The organism is Halomonas urmiana (assembly GCF_005780185.1).
Lineage (GTDB): Bacteria > Pseudomonadota > Gammaproteobacteria > Pseudomonadales > Halomonadaceae > Halomonas > Halomonas urmiana.
The window spans coordinates 17,771-41,292 of record NZ_VBUI01000019.1 but is presented as its reverse complement, the minus strand read 5'-3'; the positions used below and the strand labels follow the sequence as shown (position 1 = coordinate 41,292).

Here is a 23,522-nt window from a genome sequence, read left to right as displayed (position 1 = left end):
AAGGAGCCCATCATGAGCGAAATCCCCGAGATCCCGGGCACGCCCCGGGAGCAGCTAGCCTGCGCCTTCCGCTGGTTAGCCCGCCTGGACCTACACGAGGCCACCGCCAACCATTGCAGCCTGGCCACCGCCGAGGGCGGCGAGCGCTTCTTGATCAACCCGGCGGGTCGCCACTTCGCCGAGCTGCGCGCCAGCGACCTGCTGGAGGTCGAGGCCCGGGGCGGCGAACGTCCCGCGGGGCTCGACCCCACCGCCTGGGCCATCCACGGCGCCATGCACCGCCAAGGCCGCGAGGTGGGCTGCATCCTGCACACCCACTCGCTGTACGCCACCGCCCTGGCGTGCCTGGAGGCTCCCGAGCTGCCGCCGGTGGAGCAGAATGCCATGCGCTTCTTCGAGCGCATGGTGGTCGACCACGGCTTCGACGGCATGGGCCTGGGTGACGAGGCGGAACGCCTCGGCCGTCTGGCCGGCGAGGCGCCGATCCTGCTGCTGGGCAACCACGGCGTGCTGGCCACCGGCGCCGATGTCGCCGAAGCCTTCGATAACCTCTATTATTTCGAGCGCGCCTGCCGCTCCTACCTGGTGGCCCGAGCCAGCGGCCTGCCGCTGGCGCCGGTGGCCCCCGAGGTCGCCCGCAAGACCGCCGCCCAGTGGGACGACTATGCTTGGGCGGGCGCCCCCCAGGCCCACTTCGCGGCGCTGATGCGCCTGCTCGACAAGGAGGGCGACGACTACCGGAACTGAGATCGCGCCATGCCCGACACCCCTGCCGCCTCGCCCCCCTATCGGCTCGGCATCCTGCTGCTGCCGCAGTTCTCCTTCGCCGGCCTGGGGGCGCTGCTGGATCCGCTGTTCATCGTCAACTGGCTGGCCCAGGAACCGCGCTTCGAGTGGCGGCTGCTGGGCGGCGAGCCGACGGTGCCCGCCTCCAACGGCGTGCCCCTGGGGGTGGCGGTCGACTGGCCGGCGCCCACCGAACTGGACGGGGTGCTGGTGTTGGCCAGCTTCGAGACCAAGGCGCTCACCGACGACCGCCCCCTGGCCATGTGGCTGCGCCACTGCGCCGCCGCCGGCGTCCAGCTGGGCGGTATCGAGATGGGCAGTGAGGTGCTGGCCGCGGCGGGGCTGCTCGATGGCGAGCGCGCCGCGGTGCACTGGGACAACCTGGAGGGCTTCCGCGAGCTCTATCCCCGGGTGGAGGCCGTGGGCGAACTCTACACCCTGGGCGGCGCCCGCCTGACCTGCGCCGGGGGCACGGCGGTGCTCGACATGATGCTGGCCTGGCTAGCCGACCGGGTGGAGGCGCCGCTGATGGAGGAGCTGCGCAACCACCTGCTGGAGCGTCGACAGCGCCCGGGGGGCACCGCCCAGCTGGCAGCCGCCCCGGAGCACCAGCCCCAGACCTCTGCCCAGATGCGCCGGATCATCCGGCTCATGCGCCGGGCGATCGAGGCGCCACTGTCCAGCGCCGAGCTGGCCGCCGAGGTGGGACTCTCGGTGCGCCAACTCGAGCGACGCTTCAAAGCCGAGCTGGGCGTCACGCCAAAGCGCTATTACCTCTGGCTGCGCATCAACCGCGCCCACCGCCTGCTGCAGCAGACCGATCTCAGCGTAGCCGAGGTAGCCGCCAGCGCCGGCTTCGGCTCCCTGGAGCACTTCTCCCGCGCCTATCGGCGTTTCTTCGGCTGCGCGCCAAGCCAAGACCGCCTCCAGTCCCGGGATGCGCCGGTGCTGCCGGTGCGCCACCTACCCCACCGCATCTAGGGAAACGCTGGTTGTTGCCAGGCTCGACGATCCAAAGGGAGGCAGGACGTGCATGGGTGCGTCAGCAACGAGCCTAGCTATTTCTGGGCCCTTCCCGCCTTCGTCTTGAGGTGGGTGGACATCTTGCTTAGCATGCAAGCCTTTTCGCCACTCGGTAAAACCATGTCGCCGCCCACCGCCTCTGAGTCGGCTTCCGGCGAGATCAGCCTCCGTCATGCCCTGGCCGGCGGCCTGATCCTCACCGGACTGTTGACGCAGATCCTGACGTTCACCGGACTCGTTACCTTGAATCATCTGGTGAGCTACTGCCTGTGGCTGGCGACGGCGCTGCTGTGGCGGGATATTCCACGCCGCACGAGGCGACAGGCGGGCCTGCTGGCCGTGATCGGCCTGACGCTGCTGGCACTGGCAGAGCTCTGGCAGGGCGCCGAGGTCGACTGGCCGGGCATCCTCGATGGCAATACCTTCGTGGTCGCGATGCTGGTGGGGGTCAGTTTCATCGGCCTGATCGGCAACCTGCGCGGCCGCTCGCGCCCGCCCGGCAAGGCCCTGACCGGCGCCCGAGGCGTGCTCGGCACCTGGCTGGGCGTGCACCTGCTCGGTTCGATCCTCAACCTCTCCACGGTCTTCATGGTCGGCGATCGCCTGGAGCGACGCGGCCCGCTGACCACGCCGCAGCTGCTCGGCCTCAATCGCGGCCTCTCCAGCGCCGCCCTCTGGTCGCCCTTCTTCGCCTCCATGGGGGTGGTGATGACCCTGGCCCCCGAGATGCACTACGCCACGATCCTGGCCTTCGGGCTGCCGCTGGCCATGGCCGCGGGGATACTGACGGTCGGCGAGCTCTCGCACCGCTTCGAGCTGGCCGACACCGCCGGCTTCTCGCTGTCACCGCGCAGCCTGCTGATGCCGGTGAGCATGGCGGCCATGGTGATGGTGTTCCACTATGGCCTGACGCCAGAGCTCTCCATCGTCAGCATCATCACCTTCCTGATGCCCGGGATGGCGCTGCTCGCCAACCTGCCCCGGGGCCTGCATTGGACACGCCAGCGCGTTCACCGGCACGCCATCACCCGACTGCCGGCGATGCGCGGCGAGATCTCGCTGTTCCTCTGTGCGGGGCTCTTGACCGTGGGGCTCTCGACCTTCATCGACGCCGCCACCGACAGCGACTGGACGCTGTTCACCGACTTCGGCCCGGCGCAGGCCATGGCCAGCTTCCTGGCCATCGTGGCGAGCGCCGTGGCCGGCCTGCACCCGATCATCGGCGTCTCGGTGCTGGCCTCGATGCTCGACCTCGATGCCCAGGACCAGACTCTGTTCGCCTTCGTGGCCCTCGCCTCCTGGGCCGTGGGCACCAGCGTCGGGCCACTGTCGGGCATCAACCTCTCCCTGCAGGGACGCTACGGGGTCAGCGCCACCGGGATGATGCGCCAGAACCTCGGCTACGCCGCGACCATGACCGGGCTGGTCCTGGTCGCGATCCTGCTCATGGAGCGCCTGCTGTAGGGCGATTGTAGGGCGATGGTGGTGGGGTTGTCCCGGGCGCCTGGCGGCGCCATCGCGATCTGAAGTCGGAGCGCCGAACCGTCGCTCCCACAAAATGTGCCCCCTGTGGGAGGCAACCTCCTCACGCCATCGGCGCGCGCACGAAGTAGCGGTGGCCACACTGGTGGCAGGGCTCGATCCGGGTGACGCCCTCGAGCTCGACGATGGCATCGCAGTGCACGCAGGCCATGCGCCCGGGGGCGGCCATTTCGCCGGCCACATAGTCGGCGCGTGATGCCTCCAGGTCGTCTTCGAGCTGCGCGCGCTCGGTCACGCTGCGATCGGCGATGGAGAACAGCGAGTCGACCACCTTGCGCGACAGCATGGAGAGGTCGATGCCCAGCCAGGTGGCCACACTCTCGCCGCCGGCATTGAGGTAGCGACGCATCTCCTTGAGGTCGCGCTCCACCCAGGCGCGCAGCAGCGAGAGCTCGTCCTTGGTGAACTCCTCGAGCTCGGCCTCGAACTCCACCGCCTCGTCCAGATCTTTCTGCAGGTTCTCCCAGGTCAGTTCATCGGCGCCCTCGCGCAGCCGCTCGAGCATGCGCTCGTAGCCCTCGCGAAGGCGGTGTTCCTGATGCGGCTCCTTGTGCTCACTCATGTTGCTCTCCTCGTTTCGCGACAGGGCTTGCGGGCCCGGCGGTGCTGCCCCATAGCCGCCGGACGCCGTGCTGGGGTATCCTAGCGCACAGCCAGTTATTCCATTTAGACGACATCCCGCCGGAAATTCAATGGTTTCGCGCCGCCACGGCGCCAGACCTTGATGCCGGACAAGGGCCGCTGACATGCGCAGCACCAGGCCGCTGCGCTCGACTTTCAAGGTACCCGAAGAGAGCGATGGACGCACAGTACAAGCCCCACGAGACCGAACGCGACGCCCAGCAGTTCTGGGACAAGAACCAGTGCTTCAAGGCGGTGGAAGACGCCAGCCGCGAGAAGTTCTACTGCCTGTCGATGTTCCCCTACCCCAGCGGCAAGCTGCACATGGGGCATGTGCGCAACTACACCATCGGCGATGTGGTCTCCCGCTACCAGCGCATGCAGGGCAAGAACGTCATGCAGCCCATGGGCTGGGACGCCTTCGGCATGCCGGCGGAGAACGCCGCCATCCAGAACCGGGTACCGCCGGGCCAGTGGACCTACGACAACATCGACTACATGCGCCGCCAGCTGAAGGCACTCGGCTTCGCCTACGACTGGAGCCGCGAGTTCGCCACCTGCGACGTCGACTACTACCGCTGGGAGCAGTGGTTCTTCACCAAGCTGGTGGAGAAGGGGCTGGTCTACAAGAAGATGTCCACGGTCAACTGGGACCCGGTGGACAAGACGGTGCTCGCCAACGAACAGGTCATCGAGGGACGCGGCTGGCGCTCCGGTGCGCCGGTAGAGCGCAAGGAGATCCCGCTGTGGTTCCTCAAGATCACCGACTACGCCGAGGAGCTGCTGGCCGACCTGGACAAGATCGACTGGCCCGAGCAGGTCAAGACCATGCAGCGCAACTGGATCGGCAAGTCGCGCGGTGTGGAGCTGACGTTCGAAATCCAGTCCGCCGAGGGCGCCGCCGCCGAGCCACTGTCGGTCTATACCACTCGCCCCGACACCCTGCTGGGCGTGACCTACGTCGCCGTGGCCGCCGGCCACCCGTTGGCGAAGCAGGCCGCCGAGACCGACCCTGAGCTCGCCGCCTTCGTCGAGGAGTGCGCCCACGGCGGCACCTCCGAGGCCGAGCTCGCCACCATGGAGAAGAAGGGCATGCCGACCGGCCACCGGGCCGTGCATCCCCTCACCGGCCGCGAGGTACCGGTCTTTGTCGCCAACTTCGTGCTGATGGAGTACGGCACCGGGGCGGTGATGGCCGTGCCCGGCCACGACCAGCGCGACTGGGAATTCGCCACCAAGTACGGCCTGCCCATCGAGGCGGTGATCGCCGACGCCAGCGGCGAGGCCCCGGACCTCTCCGCGGGCGCCCACGACGACACCGGCACCCTGATCCACTCCGGCGAGTTCGACGGCCTGGACTTCGACGCCGCCTTCGAGGCCATCGCCGCCAAGCTCGCCGAGCTCGATCGCGGCGAGGTGAAGACCAACTTCCGCCTGCGCGACTGGGGCGTGGCCCGCCAGCGCTACTGGGGCGCGCCGATCCCGGTCAAGTACGGCCCCGAGGGCCAGACCGTGCCGCTCTCCGACGAGGAGCTGCCGGTCGCCCTGCCCATGGAGGTCACCGTCGACGCCACCGGCTCGCCGCTCAAGCGCATGCCGGAGTTCTCCGACCTGGGAGACGGCTGGACGCGTGAGACCGACACCTTCGACACCTTCATGGAGTCGTCCTGGTACTTCGCGCGCTTCTGCTGTGCCGATAACCAGGAGGCGATGCTCGATGAGCGGGCCAACTACTGGCTGCCGGTGGATCTCTACATCGGCGGCATCGAACACGCCATCCTGCACCTCCTCTATGCGCGCTTCTTCAACAAGCTGATGCGCGATTTCGGCATGGTGGAGACCGACGAGCCCTTCCAGCGCCTGCTCACCCAGGGCATGGTCATCGCCGAGACCTTCTATCGCCCCACCGAGAACGGCGGCAAGGCGTGGTTCAACCCGGCCGACGTCGAGGTCAAGCGCGACGACAAGGGCCGCCCGGTCAGCGCCGTGCTGGCCAGTGACGGGGAGCCGGTGGAGATGGGCGGCATCGAGAAGATGTCCAAGTCCAAGAACAACGGCGTCGACCCGCAATCCATGATCGACCGCTTCGGTGCCGATACCGTGCGCCTGTTCATGATGTTCGCCGCTCCCCCGGAGCAGTCCCTGGAGTGGTCCGACTCCGGCGTCGAGGGGGCCAGCCGCTTCCTCAAGCGCCTGTGGCGCCTGGTCAGCGAGCACCTCGCGGCCGGCACGCCCGCCACTCTCGACGCCCAGACGCTCCACGAGGGCCTGAGCGACGACCAGCGCGACCTGCGCCGCAAGACCCATGAGACCATCAAGAAGGCCGGCGACGATATCGGCCGCCGCACGACCTTCAACACCGCCATCGCCGCGGTGATGGAGCTGACCAACGCCCTCTCGAAGTTCGACGACACCTCCCCCCAGGGGCTCGCCGTGGCGCGCGAGGCGGTCGAGGCCTGCGTGCTGCTGCTCGCCCCGATCACGCCCCACGCCTGCCACGCCCTGTGGGCGGAGCTCGGCCACGACGAGCCGGCGATCGACGCCGCCTGGCCGCGGGTCGATGAGGCGGCCCTGGCGCGTGACAGCATCGAGCTGGTGGTGCAGGTGAACGGCAAGCTGCGCGCGCGCATCGACGTCGAGGCCGCCGCGGACAAGGCCGCCATCGAGGCCCAGGCCCTCGCCGCCGAGAACGTCCAGCGCCACCTCGAAGGCAAGAGCGTGCGCAAGGTGATCGTCGTGCCGGGCAAGCTCGTCAATATCGTGGTGGGCTGATCGCCACGCCCCCTTCATCGCGTCAGACGGGAGACTGACCCATGCAGCGCCGACACCTCCTGCGCCTCGGCCTCGCCGCCGGCGCCACCCTGGCGCTCGCCGGCTGCGGCTTTCGCCTGCGCGGCTACGACCAGCCGCTGGTGGGCCTCGATGCCCTGGCCCTAGCGGGGCCGGAGACCGCGCTTCGCCGCCTGGTCACTCGGCGGCTCGAGGGCGCCGGCACCCGGGTGCACGACGACGCCGCAAGGGTGCTCACCCTGGGCAACGAGGCCTTCAGCGAGCGGCGCCTGGGCGGGCTCGACAGCGGGCCACGCGAACTGGAACTGACGCTCGGGGTGCCGTTCTCGGTCCAGCGGCGCGCCGACGGCGCCTACCTCCTCGACCAGCAGCGCCTGGAAGTCAGCGAACGCCTGACGATCAACGACGACGAGCTGCTGGCCCAGGACGCCGAGCGTGAGACGGTCCGCGAGCGGCTGCGCGGCGAGGCGGCGCGGCAGCTGCTGGACCGCCTGCGCGCCTTGAGCGAGTCATGAGGGCACAGGCATTGAAGGTGCTGTCGTGAAGGGACTGTCTTGAAGGTACTAACGTGAAGATCTTTGCCGACAAGCTAGAGGATGCGCTGGCCAAGAAGCTGCCCCCGGTGGTGATCGTCGCCGGCGAGGAGCCGCTGCAGCACATGGAGGCCTGCGACGCCGTGCGCCGTGCGGCGCGCCAGGGAGGCGTCGAGGAGCGCGAGATCCTGCACGTCGAGGCCAACTTCGCCTGGGGCCGCCTGACCGAGGCGGCCGCCAGCCTGTCGCTGTTCGCCACGCGCCGCCTCATCGAGGTACGCCTGGGCAGCAGCAAGCCGGGCCAGGAGGGGGGCAAGGCGCTGCGCGAGTACGCCGAGACCCTGCAGAACGGCGAGGATGTCCTGCTGCTCTCCACCGGCAAGCTCGACTATCGCGAGCAGAAGAGCGCCTGGTTCAAGGCCCTCGACAAGGTCGGGCTGTTCGTGCCGGTCTGGCCGGTGGACGCCTCGCGCCTGGGCTACTGGCTGCGCGACCGGGCCGGTCGTCATGGCCTCTCGCTGGACCTCGACGCCGCCCGCCTGCTCGGCGAGCGCACCGAGGGCAACCTGCTGGCCGCCGACCAGGAACTGCAGAAGCTGGCCCTGATGCTGCCCGCGGGCGCCCGGGTCGGCCCTCACGAGGTCGCCGGCGGCGTGGAGGATAGCGCCCGCTACGACGTCTTCACGCTGATGGACGCCTGCCTCAAGGGCGAGCGCGCCCGCGTCGCCCGCATCATGGCCGGCCTGCGCGGCGAGGGGGTCGAGGCCCCCATCGTGCTATGGGCCCTGGCCCGGGAGCTGCGCATCCTGCTCTCCCTGCACCAGCACCTGGATCAGGGCCAGAGCCTCGAGCATGCCTGCAAGGCCCAGAAGCCGCCGATCTTCGAGAAGCGCCGCCCCGCCTACCAGCAGGCCATCGCCCGGCTGCCGCTGAAGCGGCTGCACAAACTGCTGCTCTTCGCCCAGCGTCTGGACCTGGCCATCAAGGGCGGCAGCAGAGTGCCCCTCTGGGACGGCCTGCACGACCTGGCGCTGACGCTGGCCGGAGGACGCGGTCTGCTCGCCGAACTGCCCTCCTCGTACCGGGTCGGATAACGCCCTCCTGTGGGAGCGATGCTTTCTGTGGGAGCGACGGATCGGCGCTCCGACTTCAGATCGCGATGGCGCCGCCAGGCGCCCAGAACAACCCCACCGCCGCTACGCGCCGGATCGCGACGCAAGCGATCGCTCCCACAAGGGCAACACGCCATCAGCAAGCCCCCATCACAAGGGCATGAAATTTCACATCATTTCATCCTATACTGAGCAGGCATCGCATCGTTTCGGCGGACTGCAAGGAAGCAGGTACGTCGAAGCCTGGAGCCGGAAGCCCAACCAAGAAGAAGGAACACCGACATGATGAAGAAGATCTGCCGTTACCTGAGCCCGCTGCTGATCGCCGCCCTGGTGCTGGGCAGCCTGCCGGTGGCCGCGGCCCCAGTGAGCCCGGGCAGCGACCTGATCACCACCCAGGATGTCCTGAAGGCCGAACGGTCCCAGGGCGATCGTGAGCGCATCCACGCCGTCCTCGCCCGTGACGATGTCCAGGAGCAGCTGGTGGCCCAGGGGGTCGATCCCGCCGAAGTGGAAGCTCGGGTCGCGGCCCTCTCCGATGCAGAAGCCGCCCAGATGGCCGATCAGCTCGAGCAGCTGCCCGCCGGGGCCAGCGTGGTCGGTGCCCTGTTCGCCGTCTTCGTGATCCTGCTGGTCACCGATATCCTCGGCCTGACCAACGTCTTCCCCTTCACGCGCTGAGGGACAACCCTGCATGATGGCATGCCTTGAAAGGCATCGTATCAGTGCCGCCCTCCAGAACGCCCGCCTCGCGGGCGTTCTCGCATTGGCACTGATGATGCTCGTGATGGCCGGCTGCGCCAGTACGCCTCGGCTGGCCGAGTCTACCCAGCGCCACCTGCCCCAGCAGACCCTCCTCGAGGATGTGCCCTTCCACGGGCAACGCGACTACCAGTGCGGCCCCGCCTCACTGGCCATGGTGCTCAACGCCTCCGGCGTGCCGGTGACGGTCGACACCCTGATTCCCCAGGTCTTCCTGCCCGGGCGAGACGGCAGCGTCCAGCCCGAGATGCTGGGCACCGTGCGCCGCCAGGGCCGCATCCCCTTCCGGATCGACGGCACACTGGATGCCCTGCTGACCGAGATCGATGCCGGCCACCCGGTGGTGGTGATGCAGAACCTCTCGCTGCCGGCCTGGCCGGTCTGGCATTACGCCGTGGCCATCGGCTTCGATCGTGACGAGAAGACACTGACCCTGCACAGCGGCATGGAGCCGGCGCGTCTCGAGTCCTTCAAGCGCTTCGATGCCACCTGGGCCCGCAGCGACCGCTGGGCCTTCATCGCCTTGCCGCCAGGCGAGCTGCCGGCCACCGGCGATGGTCAGGACGCCCTGGACACCATCGCCGACTTCGAGCGCGCCCAGGGCGCCCAGGCCTCCCTGCCCGCCTGGGAGGCGCTGGTGGAGCGCCATCCAAGGCTTGCCATGGGCCATTTCGCCCTGGGCAACGCCCGCCATGCGGTCGGCGACGCCGACGGCGCCCTGAACGCCTTCGCGGACGCCGTGCAGGCGGCCCCCGATCTCGCCGTTGCCTGGCTCAATCTGGGGCTCTTGCACCGTGAACGTGGAGACACCGGCGAGGCCCGAGTGGCCTTCGAGCGGGCCGCTGCCCTGCCCGGCCCCTGGCAGGACCGGGCGCAAGAGGCCCTCGCGGACCTGATAAGACAGATCGGTTGACACAGATGGAATAACGCGGACCTGATCAAGAGAGGCTTGCCATGACCTACGACATCACGCTCAAGCGCATCTATCAGCCGATCGACGACGAGGACGGCACCCGGGTGCTGGTCGACCGCCTCTGGCCGCGCGGCAAGGCCCGCGAAAACCTGGCGCTCACCGACTGGTACCGGGATGCCAGCCCTTCGCCGGCCCTGCGCCGTCAGTATCATCTCGGCGAAATCAGCGAAGCGGTATTTGCCGCCCGCTACCGCGGAGAGCTGCGAGACGCGCCGGAGAGCCTCGCGCCGCTGATGCGCCACGCCCGCCAGGGGCGGCTGACCCTGCTCTCGGCGGCGCGGAACCTGGAGGGCTCCCACCTGCCGCTCCTGCGCGAGGCGATCCTGCAGGCCCTACACGACGAAGATGTGGCAGACCTGGAGCCTGCCTCACCGCCCTGCTTCGCCCACCAACTGCACGATCAGAATCAGTGGTGAGCCATGAGGGGCGCCTCGTCCATCAGTGCCGGTATGGCGCGACTGCCGCAGTAACGATCCACGATACGCTGTATCAGTATCCCGTCGCCTGGAAAGCCGCCCTGGTGAAGCCCGAAACGACCGAGCTTTTTCATCAACAGCCGCCAGACCAATTCCAGCGTTTCGTTATCATCCACTCTCTCGCCCCCAATGAGGCCGCTCCCCAACTAGCTTGACAGCGGGGGCTCCCTGAAGTAAGCAACAAGATAGTTACGTCTTCCCGCACAAGTGAAGAGAATGTTCATGGTGACGCTCCTGGTATGAATCCGGGTGTGATGTGCAGTAACTCGCCAGAACATGCTCTGTATCATCCGCCCACTTCAGCACCTTGCCCTGGCGATCAACCACCGCGGGAGCGGGCACAATGAACGGGGGGGTATAGTTCAAGGAGTAGGCCCCGCGATTCTCCACGACGATAAAGTCGCCCTCCTCGAGGTCGGCGATGAGCGATTCACCGATGACGTCATGCTCCATACAAGTATGCCCCACCAGTCGGAACAGTCGACGATTCAATTCCCGTTCAGGCCGACCCAGGACGGCATGGAAGAGCGGCTGAATGCTCGAACCGGTGGGGTTCACGCTGTTGATGCTGGTATCCAATAACGCCTGCCACCCCCCGCGCCGCTGCCGGACCTCCATGACCCTGGCGACCAGGCACATGGTATTACCCACCATCGAAACCCCGGGTTCCACCACCAGCCGGGTGATGGGCGACGGACGGTAGCGCAGAAAGGCGTCGCCGATCGCATCGGCATACTCATACAGCGACGGAACCGGGAAAGGGAACTGGGACCTGAGGAAGGCAGGCATCTCGCCCAAGAGTCCTCCCCCAATATTGATCGTATCGATCGGATGATGCGGCAGTAGGCTACGTGCCAGCTCGCATAACTGGCGCACACGGTTGACATGGTCCTCGACACCCAGCGACCTGCAGGTGGCATGGCAATGCAGCGACACCAATTCCACTCCCTCGATGGTGCCGAGCTGCTCCAACGCGCGTTCCAACTCCTCCGCCTCTACCTCGAAACCAAAGCGGCTGGAGAGTTGGGCAGAGGGAAAACAGAGCCTCAGGCCCACGGGTAACCGACTATATTCACAAGACAAGGTGCGAAGAATATCGATTTCCTTGAAAGAGTCCAGATGGATCAAGCTGCCAGCATCGAGTGCCAGCCGCATATCAGACTCGCGTTTCAAGGGGCCATTGAAGATGATCCGCTCTCCCGGCAAGAACAGGCTCGCAACCTCGTATTCGAATCGTGACACCGCCTCTACCCGACCCTGCATGCAAGCCATGGCACTGATGATCGCCGGCATATAGTTGGCTTTCATCGCGTAGGCAACATCGGTCCCGGGCCAATAGGACCTGAGGCGATCGCGGAATGCCAGATAATTCTGACGAAACACCGCCTCATCGAATATATAGAAGGCTCCTCCTACATCACGGGAAACACTCTCCAGGAAGCCATGTTCGAGCATAATGTCAGCCTTGGTTAGCGTGATAAAGTCGCTCGTTCGCCGGTCGATACCATTCGTCCAAGCTGACTGGAACCCGTGAATTGTTGCCCAGCACCTGGCGTGTCAGCGGTGAGAGTGTTTTTCCGTTCTCTTCGCCAAGCATGCGGGCATAATCCATGGCAGGCTTCAGGTAGGCGCTACTGCCTCGAGGATGCCCCGTGCCATACCGTTTCTCCTGACCTCGGGGGCCACCAGAAACAAGGCGATAAACGCCTCATCGAGCGTAGGATAATAGGTATAAAATGCACAGAACCCACAGCACTTCCCCTCGACCTCCAGCACTGCCAGCTCGGCCCTCCCCTCGAGCTTTTCGATATACTCATCGATATCGACACCCTCAAGAAGCTTCCCCCCCTGACGGGCCTGCTCGGCATGGGCCAGCTTTCTCAGGGCGGCAGCGTAATTTGGCACTTCCTGCTGAGCCAACACCCTGGCACGCCATTTTTTCACTGTTAAATGACGACTATTTTTCGTGATTTTGCCAGGCATTACCCCTGGGCTTAAAATCTCGTTCACTGACGCCCCCTGCCATCTAACAATCCATATCGTATTTGATACCAATTGTTACATTTTAGCCGAGAAATCACCGCCGGATATCCGTCCTACCTATCAATAAACCCTGCGCATTAAGCCTCGGCGGGGAAAAACTTTTATTTTAATATTTGGATAATGAAAAATCCCACCCCACCCCCCCTTGATGCTCCCGCCTCTGCGGTTGCCTGTCGCCTCTGCGGTGCCTGTCAAGGTAGTTGGAACACGCTGTCATATCGCGCCGGGCGCCGGGCAGGAAGCCGTTCACCGGCCTGATCAACGACCGACGTAAACGAGAGAGTGGTGAGGGGGGATGGTGAGAGGCCGCGCGCAGGCGTGCTCGCGGTTTTTTTTAGGGGGGGCAGCTAATCTCGCTTAGTGAAACCGATGACGGCGCGGCGCCATCACCTCGCGAATCGACAGCCCCTGCATCCAGGCCAGTCGCACCGCCTCGGCGTGACTCTCCTTGTCGGCCAGCTTGTGTATCACCAGGCGCCTCGGGAGGAAACACAGCTCCACGGCGGCCCAGGCGACCAGGAAGGCCGCCAGGGGCCACCACCAGCGCCAGTCGCCGACGGCCAGCATGTCACTCAGGTAGAGCGCGGGCGGGGTCAGGGCCAGGCCCCACCACGCCTGGTGAAGGCCCATGAAGCGATTGGCCCGCAACATCGTCTGACGAATATCACGAGGGGAGCGGGCCACCTGAGGTATGGTATTATTCATCTTATCCATCGCTACACCGCATCGCCTTTTTCAGTCTCAACAATGAGTTACATCAATAGCCGTATCTCATTTCTGTCATGGTCATGGACTGGCCTTCAGGATTTGATATCTGACCCGGTTGACGCATAATCTTCACAGGAAATAAGCATCGTGAGGCATTGGAATGCATAGCGGCATCCAAATACACGATGTAACATGATTACAGAATTTAACACCTCGGCCATTCCGTCAAGCTCGACTTGGATCTGGCCACTGCAGGCACCACCACGGAGGGATCTCGGCATGCGCAAGAAACCGCTCACAGTCTTCATCGCCACGGCCATGCTGGCTTCGCCCCTGGCCCTGGCTCAGCAACCGACCAACACCGAGGGTGAGGTCGGCGGCGCCCTGCTGGAAAATGGCGCTGGCGGCACAGGCGCTGCGGGAAGCGGCGGCACAGGCGCTGCAGGAAGCGGCGGCACAGGCGCTGCGGGAAGCGGCGGCACAGGCGCTGCGGGAAGCGGTGGCGCAGGTGCTGCGGCGAGCGGCGGCGCAGGCGCTGCGGGAAGCGGTGGCGCAGGCGCCGCGGCCGTCATCAGCGGGGGAGCTGCCGGCAGCGGCGCGGCCATTATGTCCACGGCTGGCATCGCGGGCACCGTGCTGGGTACGGCGGCGGGTATTGGCATTCTTGCCGGCGCAATGTCGAGCGACAGCAGTTCATCTGGCGTAACCATCGGCGACAGCTCCGATGACGATTCGGACGACGATTCCGATGATGATGACGGCGCGACCGGCACCACCGGAACGACCGGCACCACGGGCACCACCGGCACCACGGGGACGACTGGCACCACGGGTACCATCTGATGGGCGTCGGCGTACGGCACTGGCAGGGCCCACTGATGATGGCCCTGGTCGCTCTACCACTCGCCGGCTGCAGCCAGTTCGGCTCTACGCTCGCCGGCCGTACCCTGCAAGATGCCCTGGGGGATGGCGAGGCAACACATCGCGAACGCGCGCGTGAGCTCCCCTACGCCTCTCTGGTGGCGCAAATGGAGGGCAACCGTTCGTTGCTGGTGCTGGCCTACCACAACGGCGAGGCCGGTGGCGATACCACCCTGTGGCAGGCCCGGGATCGAGCCACCCTGGCCCTTGAGCAGGGGTGGCCCGCCAGCACCGCCGGCTTCACGTCCAACCTGCTGTCGCTGAATTACGCCAGCCCTCCCCAGGAAGGCAGCCGCTACCGCGTTCGCGCCCATTGGGAAGACGCCGAAGGGCTCGACCACCTGTCCATCGGCCAGGCCACCCTGGAGTGTCACGCGCCGGCCCCGCTGGAGCTGCCGCTGATCGAGCTGGAACTCGAGCGCTGCGAAGAGCGGGTGGAGTGGCAAGACGCCGGCACCAGCCATAACACCCTCTGGCGCCACCCCGTCAGCAAGCGCATCTGGGCGGGCGAACTCGAGCCCTGGCCCGATGCACAGACGATCGAATGGCAGGTGGCTCGCCCCTGGTGGGAAAGCTGATACATCACCCACCTGACCGGCCAACGGGACAAGGAGTCCGCCAAGGATGATTCCCCGCATCTCTTCCTTCACTGGCTTGCGGCCAGCTCGCCTGCTGCTGTTCGGCCTGGCCATGCTGCCCCTCTCGAGCCAGGCCGAGACCACGCTGCGCGAGGCCTGGCTCGAGCAGCCTGCCCTCCCCGCTGCCGGCTATGCCTTTCATCAACGCGCGGAGGACGTCGCCCGCCACCGCCAGCAGGGCCGTGAACTCCAAGCCGAGCTGGAACTGGCCGCTCGCCATGCCGCCGAGCGCGGCGAACTGCCCTGGGCCCATGCCTTGACGCGCTGGGAGCAGCAGATTGCCGCCTATCGCCAGGCCCCGGAGCACGCCCGCACCCCGGGGCGCATCGATATCACCGCCCTGGTCGCCGCTCCGCGTCACAACCCCCCGCTCTCCCGCCTGGCCCATTTCGGCGGCTGCGAGCCACCGAACTGGGTCGAGGTATGGCATATCGGCGGGGTGTCGCGCCTCACGCACCAGGCAGGCATGACGGTCGCCCAGGCCCTGGATACCGCCTCCGAAGGGCGAGCACAGCGTCAGGTCGATAGCGCCTGGCGCATCTCCCCGCTGGGCCGAGTCGGCGACGTCGGCATCGCCGCCTGGAACCACGACCCCGTCGAGGTCACCCCCGGCAGCCGCATCGTGCAGCGCCTGCCCGAGTCGCTGATGGCGGACGACACCCTGGGAAGTGCCGAGTGGATCGACACCAGCCTGCCCCGCTACCTTGCCACGCGCCTGCCGGGTGACCGCTGCACGCTGCACGCCATTTCCCACGCCACCGACGAATCATCACCGTGATGCCCTTTACAGCCCTGAATTCGCACTCCCTGATCGGGCGGCAAGCCCTGCTCGGTGCCTTGCTCGCTGCCGGCCACTTCGTCCTCCCCCTGGCCACCCCCGCCTGGGGGCTGGATGGCGCCCCGGGGCTCGGTACCTCGCAGAGCGACTTCGGCGGCGTGGGCCTGATGCAGACCCCCACCGCGCGCATGGCGCCAGCCGGCGAGCTCTCCTTCTCGCTCAGCCGCACCGAGCCCTTCCAACGCTACAACCTGAGCCTGCAGCCGCTGGACTGGTTCGAGTTCACCCTGCGCTACGTGGAGATCGAGGATCGCCTCTACGGCCGGGCCATCGCCGGCGACCGGGACTACCTCGACAAGGGCATGGATGCCAAGTTCCGGCTCAAGCAGGAGAGCCGCTACTGGCCCGAGGTGGCCATCGGCCTGCGCGATGCCGGCGGCACCTCGCTGTTCGGCGGCGAGTACCTGGTCGCCAGCAAGCGCTGGCACGATGTCGACGTCAGCCTCGGGCTCGGCTGGGGCTACCTGGGCGAGCGTGGCGACATCGCCTCGCCCCTCGGCTGGCTCGACGAGCGCTTCGATGACCGCCCCGGTCGCGCGGGGGGCGACCAGGGCGGTGAATTCGCGCTGAACCAGCTGTTTCGCGGCCCCGCGGCGCTGTTCGGCGGCGTGGAGTACCAGACCCCCTGGGAGCCCCTCACCCTGCAGCTGGAATACGAGGGCAACGACTACCAGAACGAGCCCGCCGGCTCCCCGATCACCAGCGACTCCCCCGTCAACCTCGGGGCGCGCTATCGGCTCACCGACAGCCTCACCCTGGGCCTGGGCTGGCAGCGCGGCAACACCGCCATGGCCAGCATCGGCTTCGCCACCAACCTCGCCGAGCTGCGCCAGGTCAAGCGCGACGCCCCGCCGGTGGAGCTCAACGAGCCCGGCACCCCGCCCGAAGGGGACTGGCCCGCGGCGCATCGCCAGCTACGCAACAACGCCGGCCTGCGTGCCCTACGCATCGTCGACCAGGACGATGAACTGGTCATCGAAGGGGAAGCGACCCGCTTCCGTTCACTGGCCAAGACGGCAGGACGCGCCAATCGCATCCTCCACAACCACGCCGACGCCGACGTCGAGGCCTTCCGCTACCGCTGGTACTCCCAGGGCCTCTACCTGCGCGACGACGTGCATCCGCGCGACGCCTTCGTGGATGCCGCGGCCTCCAGCGAGCAAGAGTCGCTATACCGCCACAGCCTCTACAGCCAGGCGGCTACCGGCCCCGCCCGGGGCGGCAACACCCTGGTGGAGACCGACCCCGAGCGCTGGGCGTATCGCTTCTCCCCCGGCCTGAACCAGAACCTCGGCGGGCCCGACGGCTACCTGTACCAGGTGCAGCTGCGCGCCAGCGGCGAATACTTCACCGATGCCAACGGCTGGTTCTCCGGCGAGCTGGGCTGGACCGTGCTCGATAACCTCGACGACTTCGACTATATCGCCGACTCCGACCTCCCACGGGTGCGCACCTTCATCGGCGAGTACCTCGAAGAAGGCGAACTGGGCCTGACCAACCTGCAGTACACCCGCACCGCGCGCCTGGACGACGACTGGTTCGCCATGGGCTATGGCGGGCTGCTGGAGATGATGTATGCCGGCGCGGGGGGCGAGCTGCTCTACCGCCCCTTCAACAGCCCCGTGGCGGTCGGCCTCGACCTCAACTACGTCAAGCAGCGCGAGTTCAACCAGCGCTTCGGCCTTCGCGACTACGAGACCTGGACGGGACACCTCAGCACCTACGTGCAGACCGGCATCGAGGACGTACTCGCCCAGGTCAGCGTCGGCCGCTACCTCGCCGGCGACTATGGCGGCACGCTCAACCTCTCGCGGGAGTTCGACTCCGGCGCCATCGTCGGCGCCTGGGCCACCTTCACCGACGCCGGCGACGACTACGGCGAAGGCAGCTTCGACAAGGGCATCTACGTCTCCCTGCCGCTGGACGCCTTCTTCACCACCTCCACCCGGGGTCACATGGGCATCGGCTTCTCACCGCTGACCCGCGACGGCGGCGCGCGCCTCGACCGACGCTACCGGCTCTACGACATCACCCAGGATCGCCAGCTGCACCGTCTGTGGGAGGAGACCGACCAGGCCTGGCGCTGATATAACGCACCGCGCCCGGCGCCGCCCCCCAAGGGAGGCCACGCCGGGCGCTATGGGGTTCTAGCTCGCGATTCAGTGGCTCGCCGGTACCTTCATGGAGTCACCGCGCCCCACCGCGAAGTAGAGCAGGCCAGCCCGCTTCACCGCCTGGGGGTCGTAGAGGTTGCGGCCATCCACGATCACCGGCGTGGCCAGATTGCCCTTCACCCAGTCGAAGTCCACGGTGCGAAACTCCTTCCACTCGGTGCAGATCACCAGCGCATCGGCGCCCTTCACCGCCTGGATGCGGTCGGCCACCAGGGTCAGGTCATCGCGCTCGCCATACAGGCGGCGACACTCCTTCATCGCCTCGGGATCGAAGGCCTGTATCCGCCCCCCGGCGTTCCATACCGCCTCCATCAGCACGCGACTGGGCGCATCCCGCATGTCGTCGGTATTGGGCTTGAAGGAGAGCCCCCACAGGGCGATGGTCTTGCCGGCCAGGTCGCCATCGAAGGCCTGGGACAGCTTGGTGAAGAGAGTCTGCTTCTGGCGCTGGTTCACCGCCTCCACGGCAGTCAGCAGCTCGGCGTGATAGTCCACGTCCGATGCGGAGCGCGCCAGCGCCTGCACGTCCTTGGGGAAGCAGGAGCCGCCGTAGCCACAGCCGGGGTAGATGAACTGGTAGCCGATACGCGGGTCGCTGCCGATCCCGTGGCGCACCTGCTCCACGTCCGCGCCTAGCCGCTCGGCCAGGTTGGCAACCTCGTTCATGAAGCTGATCTTGGTCGCCAGCATGGCATTGGCCGCGTACTTGGTCAGCTCGGCGGCGCGCACGTCCATGAACATCAGCTTTTCGTGCTGACGGTTATAGGGCGCATAGCACTCGCGCATCAGCTCCTTGACGCGCTCCGAATCGGTACCGATGACGATCCGCGCGCCGAAGGTGAAGTCCTCGATGGCCGCGCCCTCCTTGAGGAACTCCGGGTTGGAGCAGACATCGAACCCCAGCGTTTCCCCCCGGCGCGCGATCGCCTTGCCGACCGCCTCGTTCACCCGGTCGGCCGTGCCCACCGGTACCGTGGACTTGTCCACGATCACCTTGTACTCCTGCATGTGCTCGCCGATGGTATCGGCCACTGCCAGCACGTACTGCAGGTCGGCGCTGCCGTCCTCGTCCGGGGGCGTGCCCACGGCGATGAACTGCAGGGTACCGAACGCCACCGCCTCGGTGGCATCGGTGGTGAAGCGCAGCCGGCCCGACGCCACGTTGTCCCGAACCAAGCTCTCCAGCCCCGGCTCATAGATCGGGATCTCGCCATCGCGCAGCCGAGCGATCTTGTTGGCGTCCACATCCATGCACATCACGTCATGGCCCACATCGGCCAGGCAGGTCCCGGTCACCAGACCCACATAGCCTGTACCAAAAATCGTGATCTTCATTCCTTGCCTCCGGATTCATCCCGATCAAACATCAAACAACGGCCACGCCTCACGCGCTGGCCTCGACATTCGTTCTCGCGCCTCGGCCCTTGCCCCTCGGCCCTCGCCCCTCGCCCAATGTAACCAAATGTGTCTTCAACAGCACCCAGCATGCCACCGTCAATCCCAGGTAGCCGCTCAATCCTCTCACATCCCTCAACATGGATTGGGTCAGCCCGAAATAGACGAAGGCGAAGCAGATCATTAAGCCCGAGAGGGCCAGGGTCCTGGTCTGGGCATCGCGGCTCCCCCGCAGGTGCCGGGCGAATAGCCAGGCCGGCACACCGTAGAGCGCCAGCAGGGTCAGAACGCCCAGGATACCGCGGCGCGCCGCGGTATCCACCAGATCGCTGTGCAGCTGGTCATAATGGCTCACACTCGGATGAATCAACCCGCGCTCGACCATGCCATCCCGGGCGGCCTCCAGCCGCCCTTCCCCCCAGCCTAGCCAGGGTTTATCCAGAAACAGCCGACCACCCGCATACCACATGTCCAGCCGCAGGCCCACCGAGCTGCTGCTGTCGCCCTCCCAATACTGCTCGATATCGCTCACCGCACGCTCGAGGCGCTGGGTCACGCCATAATTGGTGATGGCGGTCATCGCCACCAGGCCGGTCAGCAGCAGCCACAGCCCCGCGGCGACCCATAGCATCCGCCGGCGCGGGAAGACCCCACGAAAGCCCCGAAAGCCCATCCAGGCCAGCAGCGGCAGGGCCACCCAGCCGCCCCGGGTTCCCGAGAGGAAAGAGGCCGCCAAGCCGCCCGCGGCGGCCAGGCCCAGCAGCGGCGTCAGCCATGGCAAGGGGCGGTGCGGCCGCGCCATCCGACCCAGCATGGCCACCAGCGCCAGCACCCCCAGCAACAGCGCGAGGTTGCCGAAGGGAATGGCGTTCATGTCGTTGTCGGCGCGATAGGCACCCAGTACGAAGCGCTCGTAGACGGCGATGCCCCCGGCCCCGAGCGCCCCCACCACCAGCCCTAGCCACCAGCCAATGCGCGAGGGCGGATGATAGCGCCACCACACCAGCAACCCCGCCGCCAGCAGCGGCCATAGCGGCACCAGCCAGCTCTTCCCGTGCTGGGCCACCGGCCACACGCCGGTACGCAGCACATCCAGGCACCACAGGCCGGCAAAGGCCAGCAGCACCAGCAGCCACAGGCGATCCTCGGCGTCCAGCACCGCCGGGATGGCGCCCACGGGCCTGCGGCGCAGCAGCAGGCCCGTCAGGGCCAACAGACCGGCGGCCAGGGGAATCGCCGCATACGCCCAGGGCAGCAGGATCAACAGGGCCACGAAGGCCCCGATCAGCAGGGTATTGGCCGTGCGCCAGGCATCGGCGGCCTGGCCCGGCATGGCATGCCCGGTCATCGCCAGGGTGTCCCCTCGTCGCGGCTCAGTATCGGGGATCCCCCTTCCAGAGGTTGCCCATCCAGAGATCATAGGCCCGGCTGGTGAAGACCCCAAACCCCGACTCATGGGCGAAGGTCATCTCGCCGAAGAAGATCCGGCCCTGGAGGTTGTAGAGATCCACTCGCACATAGGAGAAGGGCTCGGCCAGGGTCCTGGCGATCTCCAGCATGGTGGCGTAGTTCTCGGGCCGCTCGATGCGCTGATAGATCGAAGGATATTTCACCGAGAAGGGCAGCCACTCCAGCGCCTCGGTGAAGTAGGAGCGGCTATGATTGGTGAACCTGTCGAAGTCCACGTGCAGGATCACCACCGGTGCCTGCCCCTTCCCCTGCTGGAAGACATGGAACTTGTAGTCCAGCGCGGCCTCACCCGGCTTCACCGGCAACTTGCGCTCCACCAACAGGCGGGGCGCAATATCGCTGTACCAGGGCTCGCGCTTGGTCGTGCCGTAGTCCTTGCGCAACTGAGCGGTCACCGTGTCGCACGCCTCGCGAAGCTGCGCGTCGCTGGCGTCGCGCTCGAGGATGAACACCGCCCCGGAATTATGGTTCGGCTTGACCACCACGGCGCCCTGCTCCTCGATCAACGACCTGAGCTGCTCGGGCGCCAGCGACTCGCCCACGTAGAGCGTGTCGATGACGATCTCATCGCCCAGCTTCTCCGCCACGTACTCCTTCACCTTCACCTTGTCGGAACACAGCACAAAGAGTTCCGAGGCATAGTGGCGCTTGCGGAAGTTGATCTTCTCGTTATAGGTGCTGGGCTGCTTGAAATTGGGCAGATAGTGCAGCCGCGAGATGAACTTGATGTGGTCCTGAACCCCCGTCGGAAGGAGGTCGTAGAGCTTTCTGGGCACTGTCGTCATGCGGGCCTTCCCCTGGTCACGAAAATCCACGTTGATCGGTATCCCACGAGGCGTCGCCTCAATCGTTGCCGCTCAGCCATTCGGCCAGCAGCGCCTGGGCCTCCTCGATCAGTGCCTGAAGGTGCTCGGGGCCGCGGAAGCTCTCGGCGTAGACCTTGTAGAGCGGCTCGGTGCCGCTGGGCCGCGCGGCGAACCAGCCACTGGCGGTTTCCACCTTCACCCCGCCGATGGGCGCCTGGTTGCCCGGCGCAGTGACCATCACCCGCGCTACCGCATCGCCCGCCAAGCGCTCGATAGCCAGCCGCTCCGGCGTCAGCCCCTTGAAGGCCTGCTGCTGCTCGCGGCTGCAAGGCGTATCCACGCGCCGATAGTGGGGCTCGCCATGGCGCTCGGTCAGCTCGCGGTAATAGTCGCCGGGGCGCTTGCCGGTCACCGCCAGGATCTCCGCGGCCAGCAGGCAGAGCAGAATGCCGTCCTTGTCGGTGGACCAGGGGCGGCCATCGAGGGTCAAGACGCTGGCCCCGGCGCTTTCCTCGCCCCCGAAGGCCAGCCAGCCCTGGTGAAGGCCCGCCACGAACCACTTGAAGCCCACCGGCACCTCGTAGAGCTCGCGCCCCCTGGCCGCCACCACGCGATCGATGATCGAGGAGGAGACCAGCGTCTTGCCGACCTTGAGCGACCCCGCCCAGCCCGGGCGATGGGTCGCCAGGTAGTCGATGGCCACCGCCAGGTAATGGTTGGGGTTCATCAGCCCCGAGGCATCGACGATGCCATGGCGGTCGGCATCCGGATCGTTACCGAAGGCCAGGTCGAAGTCCTCCTTCATGGCCAGCAGGTTGGCCATGGCCGCCGAGCTGGAGCAGTCCATGCGGATCTTGCCGTCATGGTCCGGCGGCATGAAGGCAAAGCTCTCGTCGATCGCGGGGTTCACCACCTTAAGGCCCAGCCCGTAGCGCTCGGCAATGGCCTGCCATACTGGCAGGGCCGTGCCGCCCATGGGATCGGCCGCCAGGCGCAGACCGGCGGCGGCGATGGCCGCCATGTCCACCACCTCGCCCAGCGCCGTCACGTACTCACCCACGAAATCATGGCGATGCGCCCGGGCCAACGCGTCCTCCATCGGAAGGGTGGCGATGGCCGTCACCCCTTCGGCCAGATAGCGGTTGGCGCGCCGCTCGATCTCGCCGGTGATCTCGCCCTCGGCCGGCCCCCCATGGGGCGGGTTGTACTTGATGCCGCCATCCTCCGGCGGATTATGGGAAGGCGTGATGATCAGGCCATCGGCCGGGGCGGCTGCGCCATCCGCGTTGTGGTGCAGGATGGCGCGGCTGATCAATGGCGTGGCGGTCAGCGCCCCGTCGCGCTCGATATGCACCGCCACCCCGTTGGCCACCAGCACCCGCAGGGCGCACTCCCAGGCCGGGCGGGAGAGCGCATGGCTGTCGCGCCCCAGGAACAGCGGCCCGGCGATCCCGGCCTCACGGCGATAGTCCACCACCGCCAGGGTGATCGCCAGGATATGGGCGTGATTGAACGAGCCGTCCAGCGACCGGCCGCGATGGCCGGAGGTTCCGAAGCTCACGGCCTGGCTCGGCTGAGCAGGATCGGGGTGAACGTCATGAAATGCCTGCAATACCCTTTGCATGATCTGGCCTTTTGGCAATATCTCGCGGCAGGGCGCTAGCTTAACGCGGTGGAGGGATTCTCGCACTGGAGTTACCCCGATTCAGTGGACGGTACATAGCGCCGGGCGAGCACGGCGCCCACACCCCCATGACGCCGGTACCGGGCCCCTGTGGGAGCGAACGGTTCTACGCCTCGTCCGCTTCGCGATCCGCCGCGCAGCGGCGGTGGGGTTGTTCTGGTCACCACGCTGCGCCTGAAGCAGCCACTACCCCGACCAGGACCTCTTCCTCAAGCTGGTCAAGAAAA

22 protein-coding genes are annotated in these 23,522 nt (G+C 66.8%); 13 read left to right on the top strand and 9 right to left on the bottom strand.

Going from position 1 to position 23,522, the window contains the following annotated elements; translation table 11 throughout:
• The first annotated feature begins 12 nt into the window (after positions 1–12).
• The 3 genes from FEI13_RS12810 to FEI13_RS12800 all read left to right on the top strand — a co-directional run bounded on the left by FEI13_RS12810 (position 13) and on the right by FEI13_RS12800 (position 3,273).
• Complete coding sequence (locus tag FEI13_RS12810; RefSeq protein WP_138181912.1) at positions 13–747, top strand: class II aldolase/adducin family protein; 735 nt, start codon at positions 13–15, stop codon at positions 745–747.
• Between the two features lie 9 nt (positions 748–756).
• Positions 757–1,767 carry a GlxA family transcriptional regulator gene (locus tag FEI13_RS12805; RefSeq protein WP_138181911.1) on the top strand — a complete coding sequence of 337 codons (1,011 nt, stop codon included), beginning with the start codon at positions 757–759 and terminating at the stop codon, positions 1,765–1,767.
• A gap of 162 nt (positions 1,768–1,929) precedes the next feature.
• On the top strand, positions 1,930–3,273 hold the full coding sequence (locus FEI13_RS12800) for a hypothetical protein (protein ID WP_138181910.1): 1,344 nt from the start codon (positions 1,930–1,932) through the stop codon (positions 3,271–3,273).
• A gap of 121 nt (positions 3,274–3,394) precedes the next feature.
• Here FEI13_RS12800 and FEI13_RS12795 read toward each other — a convergent pair whose 3' ends face one another.
• Positions 3,395–3,913, bottom strand: coding sequence for a zinc ribbon-containing protein (locus tag FEI13_RS12795; RefSeq protein ID WP_138181909.1), 519 nt, complete (start codon positions 3,911–3,913; stop codon positions 3,395–3,397).
• Between the two features lie 236 nt (positions 3,914–4,149).
• Here FEI13_RS12795 and leuS point away from each other — a divergent pair, with 236 nt between their 5' ends.
• The 6 genes from leuS (at position 4,150) to FEI13_RS12765 (ending at position 10,558) form a co-directional block, all read left to right on the top strand.
• Positions 4,150–6,744, top strand: a complete 2,595-nt coding sequence (gene leuS, locus FEI13_RS12790) for a leucine--tRNA ligase (protein WP_138181908.1) — start codon at positions 4,150–4,152, stop codon at positions 6,742–6,744.
• A gap of 41 nt (positions 6,745–6,785) precedes the next feature.
• Complete coding sequence (locus FEI13_RS12785) at positions 6,786–7,277, top strand: LPS-assembly lipoprotein LptE (RefSeq protein WP_138181907.1); 492 nt, start codon at positions 6,786–6,788, stop codon at positions 7,275–7,277.
• Positions 7,278–7,330: 53 nt separating this feature from the next.
• Positions 7,331–8,389, top strand: coding sequence for a DNA polymerase III subunit delta (gene holA, locus FEI13_RS12780; RefSeq protein ID WP_138181906.1), 1,059 nt, complete (start codon positions 7,331–7,333; stop codon positions 8,387–8,389).
• Positions 8,390–8,692: 303 nt separating this feature from the next.
• A complete protein-coding gene (locus tag FEI13_RS12775; protein WP_138181958.1) occupies positions 8,693–9,088 on the top strand; it encodes a PA2779 family protein in 396 nt (131 codons plus the stop codon).
• 13 nt (positions 9,089–9,101) lie between these two features.
• Positions 9,102–10,082: a PA2778 family cysteine peptidase gene (locus tag FEI13_RS12770; RefSeq protein WP_240036516.1), complete on the top strand. Its 981-nt coding sequence runs from the start codon at positions 9,102–9,104 to the stop codon at positions 10,080–10,082.
• A gap of 41 nt (positions 10,083–10,123) precedes the next feature.
• Positions 10,124–10,558, top strand: a complete 435-nt coding sequence (locus tag FEI13_RS12765; protein WP_138181905.1) for a DUF488 domain-containing protein — start codon at positions 10,124–10,126, stop codon at positions 10,556–10,558.
• On the opposite strand, the gene FEI13_RS12760 is transcribed toward FEI13_RS12765, so the two are convergent.
• From FEI13_RS12760 to FEI13_RS12745, 4 genes are all read right to left on the bottom strand, one after another.
• Positions 10,549–10,734, bottom strand: a complete 186-nt coding sequence (locus tag FEI13_RS12760; RefSeq protein ID WP_138181904.1) for a hypothetical protein — start codon at positions 10,732–10,734, stop codon at positions 10,549–10,551. The two genes, FEI13_RS12765 and FEI13_RS12760, sit on opposite strands and share 10 nt — an antisense overlap.
• Positions 10,735–10,807: 73 nt before the next feature.
• Complete coding sequence (locus FEI13_RS12755) at positions 10,808–12,073, bottom strand: type III PLP-dependent enzyme domain-containing protein (RefSeq protein WP_138181903.1); 1,266 nt, start codon at positions 12,071–12,073, stop codon at positions 10,808–10,810.
• 165 nt (positions 12,074–12,238) lie between these two features.
• A complete protein-coding gene (locus FEI13_RS12750) occupies positions 12,239–12,628 on the bottom strand; it encodes a GNAT family N-acetyltransferase (RefSeq protein WP_138181902.1) in 390 nt (129 codons plus the stop codon).
• A gap of 390 nt (positions 12,629–13,018) precedes the next feature.
• The gene (locus tag FEI13_RS12745) at positions 13,019–13,366 is read right to left on the bottom strand and encodes a hypothetical protein (protein ID WP_138181901.1); all 348 of its coding nucleotides are present in this window, start codon (positions 13,364–13,366) and stop codon (positions 13,019–13,021) included.
• A gap of 195 nt (positions 13,367–13,561) precedes the next feature.
• Here FEI13_RS12745 and FEI13_RS12740 point away from each other — a divergent pair, with 195 nt between their 5' ends.
• The 4 genes from FEI13_RS12740 to FEI13_RS12725 are packed head-to-tail and all read left to right on the top strand — an operon-like array spanning position 13,562 to position 17,853.
• On the top strand, positions 13,562–14,212 hold the full coding sequence (locus FEI13_RS12740; protein WP_138181900.1) for a hypothetical protein: 651 nt from the start codon (positions 13,562–13,564) through the stop codon (positions 14,210–14,212).
• The gene (locus FEI13_RS12735) at positions 14,212–14,868 is read left to right on the top strand and encodes a YjbF family lipoprotein (RefSeq protein ID WP_138181899.1); all 657 of its coding nucleotides are present in this window, start codon (positions 14,212–14,214) and stop codon (positions 14,866–14,868) included. Before FEI13_RS12740 ends, FEI13_RS12735 begins: the two co-directional genes overlap by 1 nt.
• A 46-nt stretch (positions 14,869–14,914) precedes the next feature.
• Positions 14,915–15,706: a capsule biosynthesis GfcC family protein gene (locus FEI13_RS12730; RefSeq protein WP_138181898.1), complete on the top strand. Its 792-nt coding sequence runs from the start codon at positions 14,915–14,917 to the stop codon at positions 15,704–15,706.
• Positions 15,706–17,853, top strand: a complete 2,148-nt coding sequence (locus FEI13_RS12725) for a YjbH domain-containing protein (protein WP_138181956.1) — start codon at positions 15,706–15,708, stop codon at positions 17,851–17,853. Before FEI13_RS12730 ends, FEI13_RS12725 begins: the two co-directional genes overlap by 1 nt.
• Before the next feature lie 72 nt (positions 17,854–17,925).
• Here the strand turns inward: FEI13_RS12725 and FEI13_RS12720 are convergent, their stop codons facing one another.
• The 4 genes from FEI13_RS12720 to FEI13_RS12705 are packed head-to-tail and all read right to left on the bottom strand — an operon-like array spanning position 17,926 to position 23,235.
• The gene (locus tag FEI13_RS12720; RefSeq protein ID WP_138181897.1) at positions 17,926–19,275 is read right to left on the bottom strand and encodes a UDP-glucose dehydrogenase family protein; all 1,350 of its coding nucleotides are present in this window, start codon (positions 19,273–19,275) and stop codon (positions 17,926–17,928) included.
• Positions 19,276–19,324: 49 nt separating this feature from the next.
• Positions 19,325–20,683 (bottom strand): O-antigen ligase family protein, encoded by a 1,359-nt coding sequence (locus FEI13_RS12715; protein ID WP_158294545.1) that lies wholly within the window; start codon positions 20,681–20,683, stop codon positions 19,325–19,327.
• A 25-nt stretch (positions 20,684–20,708) separates the two neighbouring features.
• On the bottom strand, positions 20,709–21,590 hold the full coding sequence (locus FEI13_RS12710) for an ATP-grasp fold amidoligase family protein (protein WP_138181895.1): 882 nt from the start codon (positions 21,588–21,590) through the stop codon (positions 20,709–20,711).
• Between the two features lie 58 nt (positions 21,591–21,648).
• Positions 21,649–23,235 (bottom strand): phosphohexomutase domain-containing protein, encoded by a 1,587-nt coding sequence (locus FEI13_RS12705; RefSeq protein ID WP_138181894.1) that lies wholly within the window; start codon positions 23,233–23,235, stop codon positions 21,649–21,651.
• Between the last annotated feature and the right edge of the window lie 287 nt (positions 23,236–23,522).